The sequence below is a fragment of the Bacillus sp. bc15 genome (assembly GCF_900142585.1).
Taxonomy (GTDB): domain Bacteria; phylum Bacillota; class Bacilli; order Bacillales; family Bacillaceae_G; genus Bacillus_A; species Bacillus_A cereus.
This window is the reverse complement of the sequence record NZ_FRBJ01000020.1, coordinates 19,121-35,339: the sequence shown is the minus strand read 5'-3', so window position 1 is coordinate 35,339 and position 16,219 is coordinate 19,121. Positions and strand designations below refer to the sequence as shown.

Below are 16,219 nucleotides of genomic sequence, written 5' to 3'. Positions count from 1 at the left end.
TCGATGAGATTTCCGCCCGTTTTGCTGTAGGAGATTGAACAGGCGAAGTAACACCTTTGATAGCTCTTGGGTGTTTTTTTGTATAGTTTGGAATAAAAGAAGAAAATAGTCTTTGATCATATATATGGCTTTATACTCACTAAGCTCTCGTTTTTTTTTCATTAGGAGCAATTGTCGCATTTGAAACATGATAGAAGAACAGAGTAGAATGGCAATCAATTGACCATATAAATGGCACTCCAATCGTTCTGGTTTTATCTTTTTACAATGATGAATTTGGAAGAATGACTTCCACGTTTTAAATAAAATTTCGATTTGCCAACGTAAAGAATACCAATCATGTACTTGTCCCGTCGGGACAATATCTGTAGGGGTGTTTGTCATATATACATTGAGACCACTGAGTCGTTTACTACGAGGAGAATACTTCATTCCTTTCTTTTTTTCTCTTACAGTTTGATCTTGTAATCGTTTTTGTTGCTGTTGTTTTGTTAATCGATGAACAATTACACGAGCTGGCATTTTATCAATCATTCCTACATAAGCATCAGCTATTTCACATGTTTGCCCTGGTTGAAGGGAGTTCATTAACGTCTCCATATCTATCTGTATATACTCTGTACCTTTCTTAATTCTTCCATCTTGAAAATAATCAGGGGTAGGATTTTTTTGATAAATACGTGTATTCGACTTGATACGAGAGATATAGTAGGCCTCCATATCTTGTATATATTGAAGGTCTTTCAAATGAAAATAACCTAAATCTCGGATACATAAATCATTCACTTTCACAGTTGGGGCACACAGAGAGCCGTAAGTGCGATCATGTTGTTTACCTGGACCTGTATGAATATGTAGGAACTGTCCACTTAACAAATCATACTCAAGTTGAATTTTTATGCCAGCTGTATGGCTGCATCCCCCTGCACCTGGATAAACCGATGAAAATACATCTGGGAGTTGAAATGCAGTTGAATCTAAAATACGAATACGCTTGAAAACAGAAGTGTATGGCGAAGAAATCGGCATAGATGCGTCCATTTTTTTGTTTAGTAGTTCAGCTAGTAGGCGTTGTAAAAGTTGGACAGCCGCCTCATTAAACCGTTGATTCAGTCCTTCAGGACTGAGGAGCACTTCTGTTGATGTTTCTAAACAGCTACATAACTGAGTTAAAGAGGTTTTAGCGACATTTTGACTAATCCATACACATAAAGCGACTAAGTCTTTTGCTTGGTACTTACTGGTTCGTTGTACAAAACCAACATCTCTAGCAAGATCTCGTAAGAAATTCGGAGATAAAAAGCTTTGAATTTCTTGAGCAAACAGTTGTAATTCGTCAGACACAGAAACAGACATAAAAAACGCCATCCTTTCCTATGATTCTACAGAAAGAATAGCGTATTTTATCATTTTAGGGTGGCATTTCTTTTTAATCACTTACAATCCATTAATTCACCAAGACTTTTCTCTTAAATCCATTCTTTTCCGTGTTCGCGAATGAATTGAAGTTCCTCTTGATAATGATCATAATGTCCTTCTTCGATCATTTTTTGAAACGCAATATCGCCTTCTTTGGCTTTCCTTTGTATGGTTTTACATAATCCTTCTACTCGTAGCAATACCATTTCTAAAAACCCTTTTTCTATTCCCTCCATACCATAGGAATCAAAAAACAATTTAACCCTTTGTTTGATTCGCTCGGCATCCTTTAACGAATCATAATAAATGGCTTGGCCTGCTTCTGTATGATAAAGCCTACTTAAAGGAACGCAAGTGTAAAGCGTATAGGCGATATCCCAAAGTCTTGGACCAGGAGCGGCCAAATCAAAATCAATCACACCTACTGGTCTTCCGCGATTAAAAATAATGTTATAGATGGCAAAATCATTATGGCACATCACCTCAAATGGCTGTGGAGTGTTATCAATTGGCTGCCAACGTTCTTCCATTGGAAAATCACTCACCGCATCATGATAGAGACGAAGCATTTTTGCGATATCTTTTAAAGCCTCATCCGACCACATGTATTTTTTTAACGGATAATTGCCAGCTTCTCCTTTAATAAAGGATAAAATCTCTCTTCCTTTTTCATCGATACCTAGAAACTTTGGCACACCTTTTAAGCCTTTGTTTTCAAGGTGTTTTAGCAATGTATGAATTTTAATACTATCAGGCTTTAATTCTCGTCGAACCGTATCCCCAAAACGATATACACTGGAGACATTCCCTCCTGTTAGTGCTTCTTCTTTTTCGTACTGATTTCTCATTAAAATTCCCCCAATTTAGGGACTCTATGATTGTGTGAATAGAGATGTATTTTTGCCCATAAATAAAAGCAGATATACAAAGGTATCTGCTCGGCAATGGGAATTTAATTGTCCACACCATGTATCCCTTGAATGATTTAAGATAGACAAATAAACGCATCCTTAATAACCAAGGACCGCCACTGTCTCTATCCAATTAAATAATCATTTCAAGATATTCCACATGTGTAATATAGATTCCCCTTTCTTTACATCTCTAAATTAAATATTACCAAAGATTACTAGATAAATAAAGAAAATTTAAAACAGTTTTTCAATTGCGTTATCCCATGCCCATTAACTTAAGAAAAGTACACACCCCAAAACAAAAAATGAGTCCATTTCTCAAAATAACTAAATACAGAGAAAAATTTTTTCATTTAGGGGGTACTTAAAACCCTTAGCTTGATGGGCATGTGGCGAGACCCCTTAATGAGAAAATATGATATTTCGTTACCTCCCTATATGTAATATTGAATATAAAAATGTATCGTTAAAAATGGAAGCGCTCACTACAATAAAAGCATAAAGATAAATCATTAGCATCAACAACAGAGGAGGAAATAATATGGAAATCACAATGACAGTTTTAAAATTTGTAGGTTCCGTCACATCAACATCAAGTTAAAACCACTTTTAAAACATTAATAAGTACTTTTTATTTATTATAAATATGAAAGAGGCAATAAAAAACAGTAGTGCATAAAATCACTACTGTTTTTATTGTTTTTTGTAAGTGAATAATTTAAATTCCTATCTATATAATTTAAACGAATAAATAGCTCCAACGAAGAATACAAAGGCTTCAAATCAAATTTTATTTTTTAATATGATGTTACATAATACCAATTCTTTTCTACCTTTATGATTTCTTTAAAATCACTATTAAAATCCGACTTAATTGGTTTTATATCATTAAACGAATATATAAAACCTGAAAAATTATCTAATATACCACGATAAGTATAAAAGAAAATTAAAGTACTATTTTCTTTTTCTTGAACCAATACATCCCCACCATTTTTGGAAGTTGATACAAATTGTTTAGGTAAATGAATCATCTTACTATTATACTCAACATTTGGAATTAACTTTTTTTGTTCTATAAGTTCTATTACTTGTTTACGATCTTCTTTATAAATTATAAAATCTAGTTTCATATATATTTTTACAAAAGGCACATATATACAAATAATAATTATGATTAATTGTATAACTAAAAGTTTCCAGTTTTTACATTTTATAAAGTTTATAATTCCTATAATAAATATTATAAAAAATGACCCATAAATTGCAATACTAACAAACGGCATGAAAAATGGTGTAACTAATTGAACTAAATACCATTTAGTTAAATTATAAATTATTATAATAATACCGCTTATCATTGTAATTTTAGTTAATTTTTTTTTCATATTTTATACGCCCTTCCAATTTTAAATCATATTTCTAAATCATTCTATATATTTAATTAAAATGATATCATCAAAAATCGAAAAAAGAGTTCTATATTTCTAGGGGTAGTATCACACATCCATCAACTTAAGAAATTGGTAGTTCCCCAAAACGAAGAAAATTTTCGTTTTGAGGACACTTCAAAATATTAGCTTGAGGGCATAGGACTGAACCCCTAATACTTTATTTTAATAATAATTCTTTTCATAAAATAAAACCCGATTATCAGTCTAAACCATTTTTTAGATCTAACAATAACAAGTGGACATTTTTACATTTCAGATAGTCTCTTTTATTCTAATTTCTTCATTTCTTTCAGTCGTTCTATATCCTTTTCTGAAGCCTTTTCTATTTTATACAATTCATAGCTACCCTTTGTCTCATTTATCACTACAAATTCAATTTCATTCCGAATATAGCTTTTAGTTTTTCCTTTTTTATAACCAATAACATTATCTAATATAGTTTCCCCACTATCTTTTTTATATAAATTATAGCTTACAGGTGGACGACCAATTACATACTTATTATCTGAAAACCCGACTATATCATCTCTTCCTAATCCTGTCGAAACACTCCAGACAAAAATAATCTGAAATATAGAAAAAACAACAATACCGCATAAGAAAACAAATAGGATTGATTTAAAAAATAACTTTAAAAATATCCTGCCCAAAAACATTCCCTCCCATTTCATCTCGGGATAGCAAGAACTAAACGTGAGTTTTGTACGTTAAGAAACCGAATTTTTATATTGTTGAACTCAACCCCCGTCAATGCCATAAGAAAAAGGGTTACCGCAGTAACCCTTTTTCTTATAATACACGTCATTTAGGTAAGCTATGGATGAATAAAGTCAATCTATGAAATTTCCCACAATTTTTTAACTTCCACCAATTCCTGCCCATTGAATTCCATTCTATATATATCTGGTTTTGATGTCTGTAGTAAAAAATTCAAATCATACTTACTGTCATAATACCCCATCATCAAAGTCATTACAGCCCCATGAGTGCCTAATACTACTTTCTGTCCTCGATAGGTGTTTAATAATTCTTTTAAAACTTTTATAGCACGTTTCTGACATTCGACATTCGACTCTCCTCCCTTTAAAGCAAAGTCGGGATCTATGAATGACTTTTCTATCAAAGGGAATAATTCTTTATCCGACATTCGTTCCTCTTCAGCAATAAAAATTCTCTCTTTTAAGTCCTCAAATACTATAACTTCTTGTCCTATTTGCTTCGCTAACTGCTGAACAGTTAGAATTGAGCGATTGTATGGACTCGAGATAACAACGTCGATTTCCTCACCTTGTAATGCATCTGTTATTCGTTGAACATCTGATTTTCCTTTTTCAGTTAATCCTCTTGTCTCTTCTTTTCCAAATTTCGGTGAATCCCCGTGTCTCACCATATATATGAAAGTTTTCATAATTGCCTCCATTTTCCTGATTTTCTTTACAATTCCTCCCTGATATTAGCATATATATCCAAATTTGTCTCTTTCAATTAACAGAAAAACGCGCGAATTTGAAATAAATTCACGATATTTGTAAGAAAAACTCGAAGTTTTCACTATCCTCAGGTATAAAAAAACGTTATTCTTTCTAAATAAGCTAGATTAGAAAAAATAACGTTTTTTATGAATCACATGATTCAAGATAAATTACAAACATTTGACAAAGAATTATAACGAGATATTACACCTGCATTTTCAAAAAACTCGAATTCTACAAGTGTTTTTGAAATATATGCAACAAAACTCTTTTTTATAAGTCAGCTTCATTTCTTCCTATGCTATATACGATTATCATGCCAAAAGTTTAACGAAAAATGCTCATCTTCATGATATGCTTCAAATTCATAACCTTTTGCTTTTAATCCTTCTATTATTGCTGGTATTGCTGCAACAGATTGTGGATGAATATCATGCATTAAGATAATCTCTTTGGACTTTGTTGCACCTGTAATTACACTTTCAGCAATTTTTGCCGCAGCAGCATCCACTGGCATGTTACCATATCTCCAGTCTGAAGTATCTATCGTCCAATCCCAAACTCTTAAACCACTTTCTACAACCTTATTACGAAGTGCTTCATTTAATCCAGGCGAAGAACCATATGGAGGGCGTGTTAGTTTTGGCGATTCACCAATAATATTTGCTATTAACCCCTGGTCTTCTTTCATTTCATTGACATACTCGCCATTTGTATATAACTTCTTGGAATTGTGTGTCATACTATGCATACCTACATAGTGCCCTTCTGCTTTTTCACGTTTTACTAAATCCGGATACTGCTTTACATTTGCACCAATTAAGAAAAAAGTTGCTTTCGTATCATTTTGTTTTAATATATTTAACAATTCAGCTGTATATTTTCCTGGACCATCATCAAATGTAAGATAAGCAATTTTCCTCACTTGACCATTAAATTGATTTGGTGCAGCCTTATTCATCTTCACCTTCGACTGTTCACCTGCAAGATGTACTGCATTTACTTGGCTGGCTACTGCTCTAGCCGGTGAAGTAATTGATTGAAACATAAAATACCCAATTGCGATTGCAATAATAGCCACTATTGTGACTATTATTCTTTTTACATTTAATACATTTCCCATTCTATGAAATTCCTTTCTTTAATAGCATTTCTCTATAATACTTCTATTCATATTTAAATATATTAAATTTTTTCGCTTCTACAAGTACATATTAAGAAAAGTTCTACACTTGTAAGACTAACACTCTTTATTTCCACACACATCCCTATTTTTAATACCCTCTCTCCTTTCGAAATAATCCGCAATTTCATATTTTTCAGGATTACACTTAATAGACAATCTACGTAATACATTTGTTCCACATTTACAAAAAAATCAAACCAGTGTGCACCGTATATTATGGTACTCTATTAAAGAAAAGGTATATAAAATTTATCAAATCCATATGAGAATAGTTTCTTAGTTTCCATAAAACGCTGAGAATCATTACTATTTCCCATTACAACAGAAAACATCCTTTTACCATCTTATTTTGCTGTTCCTGCAAAACAGTAACCTACTGTATCTTTAAATCCAGTTTTTAATCCATCAACCCCTTGAAAATATAATATTCTATTGGGGGTCACCATACATGCCCATCAAGCTAAAATTTTGAAGTGCCCCCAAGACGAAAATTTTATTGTTTTACCGTTATTTATGAGAATTCAACTCATTTTCTTCGTTTTGGGGAGCTACCAATTTCTTAAGTTAATGGATGTGGGGCGGTATCCCTACTATTTTAATATTTACCTATCCGATTAGAACGAGGTAATTATCGAGCGAACTTATTTTTTTGAAGGGAAATGGAAATTTTATGTTAAAATAAATATACAGATTGTGGAATGTTGTACTTGAACTGATGAAGAAGTTTAGTAGAACAAGATTTTTAATAAATTCAATCGACGGAAAATTTTAAACATATCAAATTCTAGGAGGGACAAATGGAAACAAAATTAGTGATATAAAACCAATTACATTGTATCTTTTCGTATTTTACCTCGCTTGGACTTTTAAAGAATTATGGTTAGCAAAATATATTCATTTATTTGGCGATACTACTGCAGCTTTTTTGACTGCGTTAATTAAGATTTCCATTTGGATTGTTCCAACTTGGTTATACATAAAATATTATTTAAAGACTAATCCAATTGGCTACTTAAAAATAAATATCAATGTGAAAAAAGGATTATTTTTTGGGGTAGTTCTTTCATTGCTACTTGGTTTATATTTTGCCTTTGAAACCTATATGCTTAATAATCAAACATTTGACTTCACATTATCTTTCAACAACTATCTTAATGCTATTCTTTTAGTAGGAATTACAGAAGAGATTGTATTTAGAGGATTAATTCTGCAAGAGATTAGTAAAAGATTACCTTTTTGGAACGCCAATCTTATCACAGCTTTCTTATTTTTAGCAATACACTATCCAATCTGGATTTATAACGGGGATTTTTTAAATTTATGGAGTCAAATATATGTTTTTCTTCTTGGATTAATTTTTGGGTTTGTGTTTAAAAAGACAGGTTCGTTATGGTCGGTTGTTATATTGCATTCATTTCATAATTTTTTTGTTAGTATCACTTAAAACAAAAAATACATAATTTACTTTCCACAACTTAAGTGTGCATCTTGTTTAAAAATAAAATTAAACACACCGAAAACGCTTGGAGATTTCTCCAAGCGTTTTGATAGCATAGTTAAACCATTTATGTGGTTCAGCTCATCAAGAAAAAACGAATTTGTATCCATAAAACGAAAAAAACGCTATTCTTTTTGTAGAAATATACAGAAAGGATGGCGTTTTTTGTATGAATCTATCGATTCAAGATGAGTTTCATTTGTATGCTGAAGAACTAGAGCGATATCTATCTCCACATATTCTTCAACAACTCGCACAAGAGGTAGGTTTTGTAAAACGTAAAAGTAAGTATGGTGCACGAGATTTGGCTGCCTTATGTATCTGGATTAGTCAACAGGTAGCAAGCGATTCTCTTACTCGATTATGTAGTCAGCTTTATGCAAATACAGCTACACTTATAAGTCCAGAAGGACTTAATCAACGTTTTAACCGATGTGCTGTTTTATTTCTACAACGTGTATTTTCCCTTTTAATCAAAAGCAAATTAAACGATTCGTCTCAAATCTCAAATCAATACACCTCTTATTTTCAACGTATACGTATTTTAGATGCTACTATTTTTCAAGTACCCAATCATTTAGCTTCTATTTATCCTGGTTCAGGAGGATGTGCACAGACAGCTGGTATTAAGATTCAACTAGAGTATGATTTACATAGTGGGAAATTCCTCAATTTTCAAATGGAACCAGGTAAAAATAATGATAAAACCTTTGGTACAGAATGTTTGGATACCTTACGACCAGGAGATTTATGTATCCGAGATTTAGGATACTTTTCTCTAAAAGATTTAGATCAGATGGATCAACGAGGGGTATTCTATGTTTCACGGTTGAAATTAAATAATAGAGTATATGTGAAAAATGAATCTCCAGAATTCTTTCGGGATGGGACAGTAAAAAAGCAATCTTTATATGCTTTACTTGACCTTGAACATGTCATGCATCAGATAAAACCAGGAGATACTTATGAAATTCAGAATGCCTATGTTGGACAACAAAAATTACCCTCACGGGTTGTAATATATAGACTCACATCAACTCAAGTTCATAAACGTAGGAAACAGCAAACTTATGTTGAAAAGAAAAAAGGGGTTACATACTCTGAAAAAAGTAAACGTTTAACAGAAATCAATGTTTATATTACCAACATCCCATGGGAAATTGTTCCGATGGAACATGTTCACGAGATTTACTCTCTACGTTGGCAAATAGAGATTGTATTTAAAACATGGAAATCTCTTTTTGGTATCAATCATTGTCACAATATTAAGCGAGAGCGTCTAGAATGTCATCTTTATGGACAGTTAATCGCTATTTTTCTTTGTTCTTCCACTATGTTCAAAATGCGACAGCTGTTACTACAGAAAAAACAAAAAGAATTAAGTGAATATAAAGCAATTTATATGATTCAAGATCATCTGTACTTAGTATATGAAGCTATACAACAAGACACTCAAGAAGTATCAAAAATTTTTCTTCGTCTGTTTGACCTCTTACAGAAAAACGGACGGAAATCCCATCGATATGAGAAAAAGACAGTTTTTGATATTTTAGGCGTTGTTTATCAGTGCACTATATCCAATATAAATAAAAAAATTGCATAACTTTTAAAAATAAACCTTATTAAGGTTTATTTGGAATGCGTATTTTTAAAAACAAATAAACAAAATATCAAGCATGTAGGCAACAAGAACGGAAGTTCATGGAATACCCAACCTTAGCTTGATGGGCATGGGGTCACCATATCATTGCGAGAAAATTGTAGGTTTAGACACAAAACAAGTGTATAAATTTAGATGGTAGTATAATTTCAAAAGTGGATCAGATTTTTTATTATGACTAAAAAATCTGATCCACTTATTTGTGTCCCTAAAAATAATCATATTTGAAAAAATTAATAACTGAACTTTCATTCATCGTTTAATAGACTTTTACTTTTTCTGTTCTATATGAATATATTTTCTTATTTTTCTGTAATATTCACGAAACTAACGGCTCCCTTGTTCTTAGTTCCTAAAACCATATTCAATTTATCTATTTCCTTACTTAATTCTGGTGCTTTTCCTTGATTGACTAAATTAAGATTCCCAAAAGATTTATTAAAAGATAGAATCTGTCTAGTTTTTTCTTTCCCATTTATTTCTTTAAATAATGTATCATCTACAATTAATAGGATTTCATTGGATTCACCACGATATGGAGATAGCCATACATCTCCTTTGTATTGAACATTCATTTTTTTGTTATCGAATGTTAATTCTTTTAAGTCTTTATATTCTTTATTTGCAAATATGATAGTTTCATTTTTCCCTATTTTTGGTAACGAATCGAGAGGGTCTGAAGATAGGAGCCCCTCGTTATTATCCCTTTCACGTATAAGTCCCTTTTTATTCATTTTTTCAGCAGTTGTTCTACTAATAAATAGTAAATTACTAGTAGCAGTATCCATAGAACCCCCAAAATTAGTCGGTAGCTTTATGTCGAGCTTGTTATTATCTATCGTCCCTTCTTTTAATTGATATAGGTCTTGTGAGCTTGTTATATCTTTGTATGAGTCAATTATAGAGCTTCTTGTTTGTTCGTTTATCGCTCCTACTTCTATTGAAATTCCATTTGCTGGAGAGTCTTTTGTACCAAATAATGAACATGCTCCTAACATGGTAATTGAAATACCAGCTACTATTAATAATCCAATTCTTTTTTTCAACCTATATTCTCCTTCATTTAATTATATTTAAATTAAAAAATCGTTTTATACATATTTTTCAAATATTGAGCACGAACAAAGTAAAAATATATAATTTGTAAAACTAAGAAACAAACCAATACTATAACGGAACTACCCAAGACTGAAAAATTAGCTAACTTTTGCAAGGCCATAAAAGCTACGGCACTATGGGTAATTGCTATTACAATGGGTAAAAAGAATAGTAATGCAAGTTGACGTGTCACAATTTTCTTTAATTCAGGTTTACTTAAACCAACTTTTGCTATCATTTTATATTGCTGCTGATTTCGTTCTAAGTCTGTGTATAATCGGAAATATAAAAAGCTTGCAGCAAACGTAAAGAAAACAATACCTATTAATACACTCATGATAGATGCCAGTCCAAACCCTTGCTTCATAGCTATCCATGTAAAAATTAAAGTCGAAAATTGATATGATTCGTTGTATACCCTAGGATCATTTATATCTTTATTCCCTTTCTGTAAGGAAGCCAAGATTTTTTCAGCAACTTTTTTTGTTTTCTCCCAATCTTTCACAACAAAACCATTGATAGTGAATTGACCGTATTGATTCTCTGGATCCACAATCATTTGATTATATACAGAATCCGGAATAATAATTGTCGTTATGTTTGTATCTTGTAGTTCTTTTGGCGTTAGTATTTTATTTACATGCATAGCTTTTTTTATATTTCCATGCAACAATTGGAAGTTATTTTGTTTAGATTTTGTATTAGTGACTTTTCTTGATGGTATGACAAAACTTTCATTTTCATCTTTTAAGCTTTCTTTTTCAAAATCAAATGCCTCAGCTAACTTATTATAATCACTTATTTTTATAACACTTAATAAAACATTACTGTTATAAATGGTATCCGAAATTTGTTTGATTGAATAAGTCACTCGTTTGAAATTAAACCCGCCATCATTGAGTTCACTTTCAATCCTTTTTATATGTTCTTTTTCTAAATTGTTATTATTATAAGACCGATAAGAAAATGCAAAAGGGCTATCCGATTCAGCCATGGATGAATTTCCTAATCCCATACAAGTCCCCACTGCAGTGAAGGCAACAGCAGAAATAATAGTTACCATAAAAAACATTTTTGCATTATCTTTTAATTGATACACTAAATCTGAGATGGTGAGTATGTTTGTTTTCTTAAAGAAAATATTTTCCCTTTTCTTTAATACACGTAACACATACACACTGAGTTGTGTAAATAAGAAGTACGTTCCAAGTACAACAAAGCTCACCCCTGTCGCCAACATGGATAATACATATTTCACATCCTTGTAATGAATTGCGTTAACACTATGGAAAACAGCTGTATATCCTAATCCAATACAAATTAGTGCGAACAAAGATAGCCAAAGGGATGCTTTTGGTTCAGGCTTTGGCTTTTCTTCTGCTTTTATTAATTCTACTAATTGCTCTACATTTATTAGTCGAGAAGTAAAAAGTGAAATGAATAAAAATAGTAATAAGAATGCTCCAAATGTTATCCCAATTGCTTTAAATGGCATGTAAAATGGAAGTCCTTTATCAATCATTAACAGATTGTTGCTCATAATTAAGATAAACTTAGAGAACGCCATTCCAATTGTAATTCCTGTTAAAATAGAAGCGGTACCAATTATTATATTTTCAATAAATACTAATTTATTCAACTGTAAACGCGACATCCCATGTAGCATTAGAATTCCAAAATCTTTTTTTCTTGTTTTTAAAAATGCACTTACAGAATATAAGATAAAGAAGAATGAGAAGAAAAATATTAACCCCTGCGATATCTGTAATCCTGACTTTGCAAATGTATTGATTGTTATACTGGCAGCAAGATCCCCTTGTAAATTAGGATGAAATGCAAGTAATGCATAAGTAAAGAAAATCATAATAGCAAACGTACTACTTAAAAAATGAGCCAAATATGTTCGTTTACTTCGAATGACGTTATTAAATGCGAACTGTCGAAAAGTCATTTGCATTTCCTCCTAATAATGCTAAAACCTCTAGAATTTTTTGATAAAATACTTTGCGATTATCTCCACAATAAATCTCATTGTATAACTGTCCATCTTTGATAAACACAATTCGATCACAATAACTTGCAGCCATTGCATCATGTGTCACTAACATCATCGTTGTGCTATTTTCTTTATTAAGCTTTGTCAATAATTCCATCACATCACTAGCAGATTTTGAATCCAGATTTCCTGTAGGCTCATCCGCAAGTAATAATTTCGGATTATGAATTGTAGCTCGTGCGATAGCTGTTCTTTGTGCTTGCCCACCAGAGATTTCATACGTACGTTTATCTAATATTTCAGTTATCCCTAGTTTTTCAGCAATAGCTTCCACTTTACCTTCCATTTCTCTAGGGCTTACACCATCAAGCGTAAGTGAAAGAACAATATTTTCTTTCACTGTTAATGTATTAAGGAGATTAAATGATTGAAAAACAAACCCTAATTCACGTCTTCGAAATAAAGACAACTGATCTGGAGATAACAGATATGGATTTTCTCCATGAATTAATACTTCTCCTGATGTTGGAGCATCTATAGTAGAAACCATATTTAATAGCGTTGTTTTACCACTCCCAGATGGTCCCATAATTCCTACAAATTCACCTTTGTTTATTTTTAAATCAATATGGGATAATGCTGTATAAGAAATTTTCCCAGAATAAACTTTCCCTAAATCTGAAACATGTAGTATCTCCACAAGTATTTCACCTTCCATTTCTCTTTTCGATACATGAAGTGTAACTTATATATAGTATGTCTCATATCGATTTCCCTAACATTTATCTAACAAGTTTGTAAGATTCAAAAGAAAAACCGATGAAAGGTATACCTTCCATCGGTTAACGAGATGCATACGGGAATATGATTCTAATTTTTGTTCCCTTACCTACCTCAGATTCTAGCTCAATCTTATGATTTAATTTTTCACATACTTCTTTAACAAGATATAATCCCATTCCCGTAGACTCTTTAAATTTCCTACCATTTTCTCCAGTATAAAATGGATTGAAAACACGTGGTAAATCAGCAGAAGGAATACCAACCCCATAATCTTTTACTTCCAAAATAATTGCTCGTCCCTTTGAAAACGCCGATACTATTACTTTTTCTTTCTTACTTGACGAATATTTAATTGCATTTGACAGTACTTGATTGAGTATAAATCGAAACCATTTCTTATCTGTTTCTACAATAAGATTTGGATCTACTTTTACTTCTGGATACACATAACTACGTATAAATAGACGTTTATTTTCATGAATAGCAGAATCAATCATTCCCAATAACTGCAATCTGTTCACTTGAAAATCTTGTTCAAATGTTTCTAAGCGAGCAACATATAAGACCATTTCTAGTCCTTTTTTGATTCTTTCCGTTTCTTCATTAATACTGTCAAATCGTGAGTCTTCTGCATCTTGTGTAATTAACTCAATAACAGAAATAGGTGTTTTCATTTGATGAACCCATTGATTCATAAAAGTCATTTGCTCTTGTTGTTTTCGTTCCCATTTTTTTAATTGGTTTTGATAATATTGATATTGAGATTGTAGTAATGTTTCTAAGGCCATTGATAATGGAGTCAAATCACTATCTTTTATTGACTCATTTAAAGTTTCCATTGGTGTTGATAGACGCTTATAGAATGAACGATGACTATAATAACGATAGATTAAATAACCCATCAATAAAAAAACACCCAAAAATACTGAATATAATGCTGTCAAAATATGTGGATAGCCATCAAACCAATATATAAAAAGAATGATAAGCAATTGGGCAAATGTATAAAAAATAAGTGGAATATGTTCTTGTAAAAATAATTTCATTATTCCTTTCCTTCCTTTTTCCAAGTAGCATGCAAACGATATCCAGCACCACGAACCGTCTCCAATGCGTTTTCGATACCTAAATCTTGCAGTTTCTTTCTAATTCTACCTATATTTACACTCAATGTATTTTCGTCTATATATGAACTATCCCATAATTGTTCTAAAATCACTTCACGTTTTACAAGGAGCGGAGACTTTGTTATCAATATCTCTAATAAAGTTGTTTCTTTTCTAGTAAGTAAAATTGTCTTATCATTTAATTGAAGTTCCATTCTTTCTGGGAACAGGAATAATCCCGATTGCTCAACTATTCGTTCTTTTACTTTAGGAGCATATTCACCGTATGCTCTTCTGAGTTGACTACGAATTTTAGACATTACAACCTCATAATAAAAAGGTTTCGTAATGTAATCATCACCACCATTTTCTAAAGCCATAACTTGATCCATCTCTCCACTCCTTGCAGATAGAAATACAATTGGACAAGTAGAAATAGCTCGTATTTTACGACACCAATAATAACCGTCAAAATTAGGTAAATTCACATCTAATAGCACTATATCTGGTTTTATCTCTTGAAATATATCTAAGACATTTTCGAAGTCCTCTATAATAACACTTTGATATCCATATTTTTTAATATGAGTTCCCAGTAATTCAGCAATTTTTATATCATCTTCTACAATCATGATTGTATTCATAACGTACTCTCCTTTAATTTAGGCGCAATTTCTAAAGTTCATTTGTTATTTAATATTTTACTTATGTAAAAAAGATGATATCTTACCTCCCCCCTTTAATGCAATAAGTATCCAATAAAGCGTATATTTGTTGTTATTTAATTAATAATTTCAATAGGGATTGTTTCTATCTTTTTTCTTTGCTTAAGTAGATTCTTTTTAATATACACAAAAAGACCGTCACAGTATTGTGACGGATACACGAGAAAATATTAATAACTAATTACTATTATTATTTATTTGTCACTTTTAAAGCTTCTAACACTATCTTTGTTACTTCTGCAATAAACTTATCATCGTATTTAGCATCCTCTTTATCATGTTTAGAAAGTATCGAAATTATTTGGTGATTGAATAATTTCGATATCATTTCGGATTCCATAAGATTCCGAGTCAGTCTTATCAGCTACCTCCCATCCTCCTGGATGCACTACGTTTAACTCTGATTTAAAACGTTCAGTATTTGTAACGGCATCTCCTATTTCTCTCATTGAGTTTTGGAATTCTCTAGGTCGACCTAATTGTTTAAGAATAAGATTTTGTGCATTATTATCACTATATTGTAGGGAAGCATCTGCCAGCTCTTTCAGAATCATACCTGTATCAACATTCTTCAATAAAATAAACCCGGCTTATTTCGTATGCAAACCTTTAAATTCCCTGCATGTAGCCTAAAAAAGAAATAACCTCTACTATAAATTGATGTTATATGTTCTTAGCTTGATAGCGATGTGGCAGTATCCCTTTAAGTGCTATATAAATAACAAATTATGAATCAAATTTTCTATTTTTGGTGCGTTAAATTTATAGAAGATAGATAATAACATAATTTTCTCAATAAGTAATATTCTTATTTCAATACAAAATTCTTACAATTAATGCTATACCTGTATTAAGGGGACCATTTTAGTTAATTAGGGAGAAAAATTGTAAAAACGATATGGGAGGAA

13 protein-coding genes and 3 pseudogenes are annotated in these 16,219 nt (G+C 31.6%); 2 read left to right on the top strand and 14 right to left on the bottom strand.

Annotated features, from left to right (window positions below; genetic code table 11):
* From BUA87_RS28780 to BUA87_RS32030, 8 genes and pseudogenes are all read right to left on the bottom strand, one after another.
* The coding region (locus BUA87_RS28780; RefSeq protein WP_072941684.1) for an IS4 family transposase at window positions 1-1,356 on the bottom strand (1,356 nt) is incomplete at its 3' end.
* A 113-nt stretch (window positions 1,357-1,469) separates the two neighbouring features.
* The gene (locus tag BUA87_RS28775; RefSeq protein WP_072941681.1) at window positions 1,470-2,267 is read right to left on the bottom strand and encodes a phosphotransferase; all 798 of its coding nucleotides are present in this window, start codon (window positions 2,265-2,267) and stop codon (window positions 1,470-1,472) included.
* Window positions 2,268-3,059: 792 nt separating this feature from the next.
* A pseudogene (locus BUA87_RS30735) lies at window positions 3,060-3,122 on the bottom strand (6-aminohexanoate hydrolase); the annotation flags it as partial.
* Window positions 3,123-3,130: 8 nt separating this feature from the next.
* A complete protein-coding gene (locus BUA87_RS28770) occupies window positions 3,131-3,721 on the bottom strand; it encodes a hypothetical protein (RefSeq protein ID WP_072941677.1) in 591 nt (196 codons plus the stop codon).
* A 332-nt stretch (window positions 3,722-4,053) separates the two neighbouring features.
* Window positions 4,054-4,437 carry a hypothetical protein gene (locus BUA87_RS28765; RefSeq protein WP_000532580.1) on the bottom strand — a complete coding sequence of 128 codons (384 nt, stop codon included), beginning with the start codon at window positions 4,435-4,437 and terminating at the stop codon, window positions 4,054-4,056.
* A gap of 185 nt (window positions 4,438-4,622) precedes the next feature.
* Window positions 4,623-5,195 carry a histidine phosphatase family protein gene (locus BUA87_RS28760; RefSeq protein WP_000846734.1) on the bottom strand — a complete coding sequence of 191 codons (573 nt, stop codon included), beginning with the start codon at window positions 5,193-5,195 and terminating at the stop codon, window positions 4,623-4,625.
* A gap of 365 nt (window positions 5,196-5,560) precedes the next feature.
* Entirely contained in the window at window positions 5,561-6,382 is an 822-nt protein-coding gene (locus BUA87_RS28755) for a peptidoglycan-N-acetylglucosamine deacetylase (RefSeq protein WP_000528735.1), read from the bottom strand.
* Between the two features lie 290 nt (window positions 6,383-6,672).
* Window positions 6,673-6,879: pseudogene (locus BUA87_RS32030) on the bottom strand (D-alanyl-D-alanine carboxypeptidase); the annotation flags it as partial.
* 398 nt (window positions 6,880-7,277) lie between these two features.
* Between BUA87_RS32030 and BUA87_RS28735 the strand changes: the two are divergent.
* Together BUA87_RS28735 and BUA87_RS28730 are read left to right on the top strand one after the other, a co-directional pair.
* Complete coding sequence (locus BUA87_RS28735; RefSeq protein WP_256678998.1) at window positions 7,278-7,889, top strand: CPBP family intramembrane glutamic endopeptidase; 612 nt, start codon at window positions 7,278-7,280, stop codon at window positions 7,887-7,889.
* A 223-nt stretch (window positions 7,890-8,112) separates the two neighbouring features.
* On the top strand, window positions 8,113-9,546 hold the full coding sequence (locus BUA87_RS28730; protein WP_072941664.1) for an IS4 family transposase: 1,434 nt from the start codon (window positions 8,113-8,115) through the stop codon (window positions 9,544-9,546).
* Between the two features lie 359 nt (window positions 9,547-9,905).
* Here BUA87_RS28730 and BUA87_RS28725 read toward each other — a convergent pair whose 3' ends face one another.
* From BUA87_RS28725 to BUA87_RS28695, 6 genes and pseudogenes are all read right to left on the bottom strand, one after another.
* Window positions 9,906-10,649 (bottom strand): lipoprotein BA_5634 family protein, encoded by a 744-nt coding sequence (locus BUA87_RS28725; RefSeq protein ID WP_072941661.1) that lies wholly within the window; start codon window positions 10,647-10,649, stop codon window positions 9,906-9,908.
* 32 nt (window positions 10,650-10,681) lie between these two features.
* Window positions 10,682-12,652 (bottom strand): FtsX-like permease family protein, encoded by a 1,971-nt coding sequence (locus tag BUA87_RS28720; protein ID WP_072941658.1) that lies wholly within the window; start codon window positions 12,650-12,652, stop codon window positions 10,682-10,684.
* On the bottom strand, window positions 12,627-13,397 hold the full coding sequence (locus BUA87_RS28715) for an ABC transporter ATP-binding protein (protein ID WP_002153727.1): 771 nt from the start codon (window positions 13,395-13,397) through the stop codon (window positions 12,627-12,629). The genes BUA87_RS28720 and BUA87_RS28715 overlap by 26 nt, the downstream gene beginning before the upstream one ends.
* Before the next feature lie 142 nt (window positions 13,398-13,539).
* Window positions 13,540-14,526 (bottom strand): sensor histidine kinase, encoded by a 987-nt coding sequence (locus tag BUA87_RS28710; RefSeq protein ID WP_000765323.1) that lies wholly within the window; start codon window positions 14,524-14,526, stop codon window positions 13,540-13,542.
* Window positions 14,526-15,230, bottom strand: a complete 705-nt coding sequence (locus BUA87_RS28705; protein ID WP_001092331.1) for a response regulator transcription factor — start codon at window positions 15,228-15,230, stop codon at window positions 14,526-14,528. The genes BUA87_RS28710 and BUA87_RS28705 overlap by 1 nt, the downstream gene beginning before the upstream one ends.
* Before the next feature lie 271 nt (window positions 15,231-15,501).
* Window positions 15,502-15,883, bottom strand: a pseudogene (locus BUA87_RS28695) (serine hydrolase); the annotation flags it as partial.
* Between the last annotated feature and the right edge of the window lie 336 nt (window positions 15,884-16,219).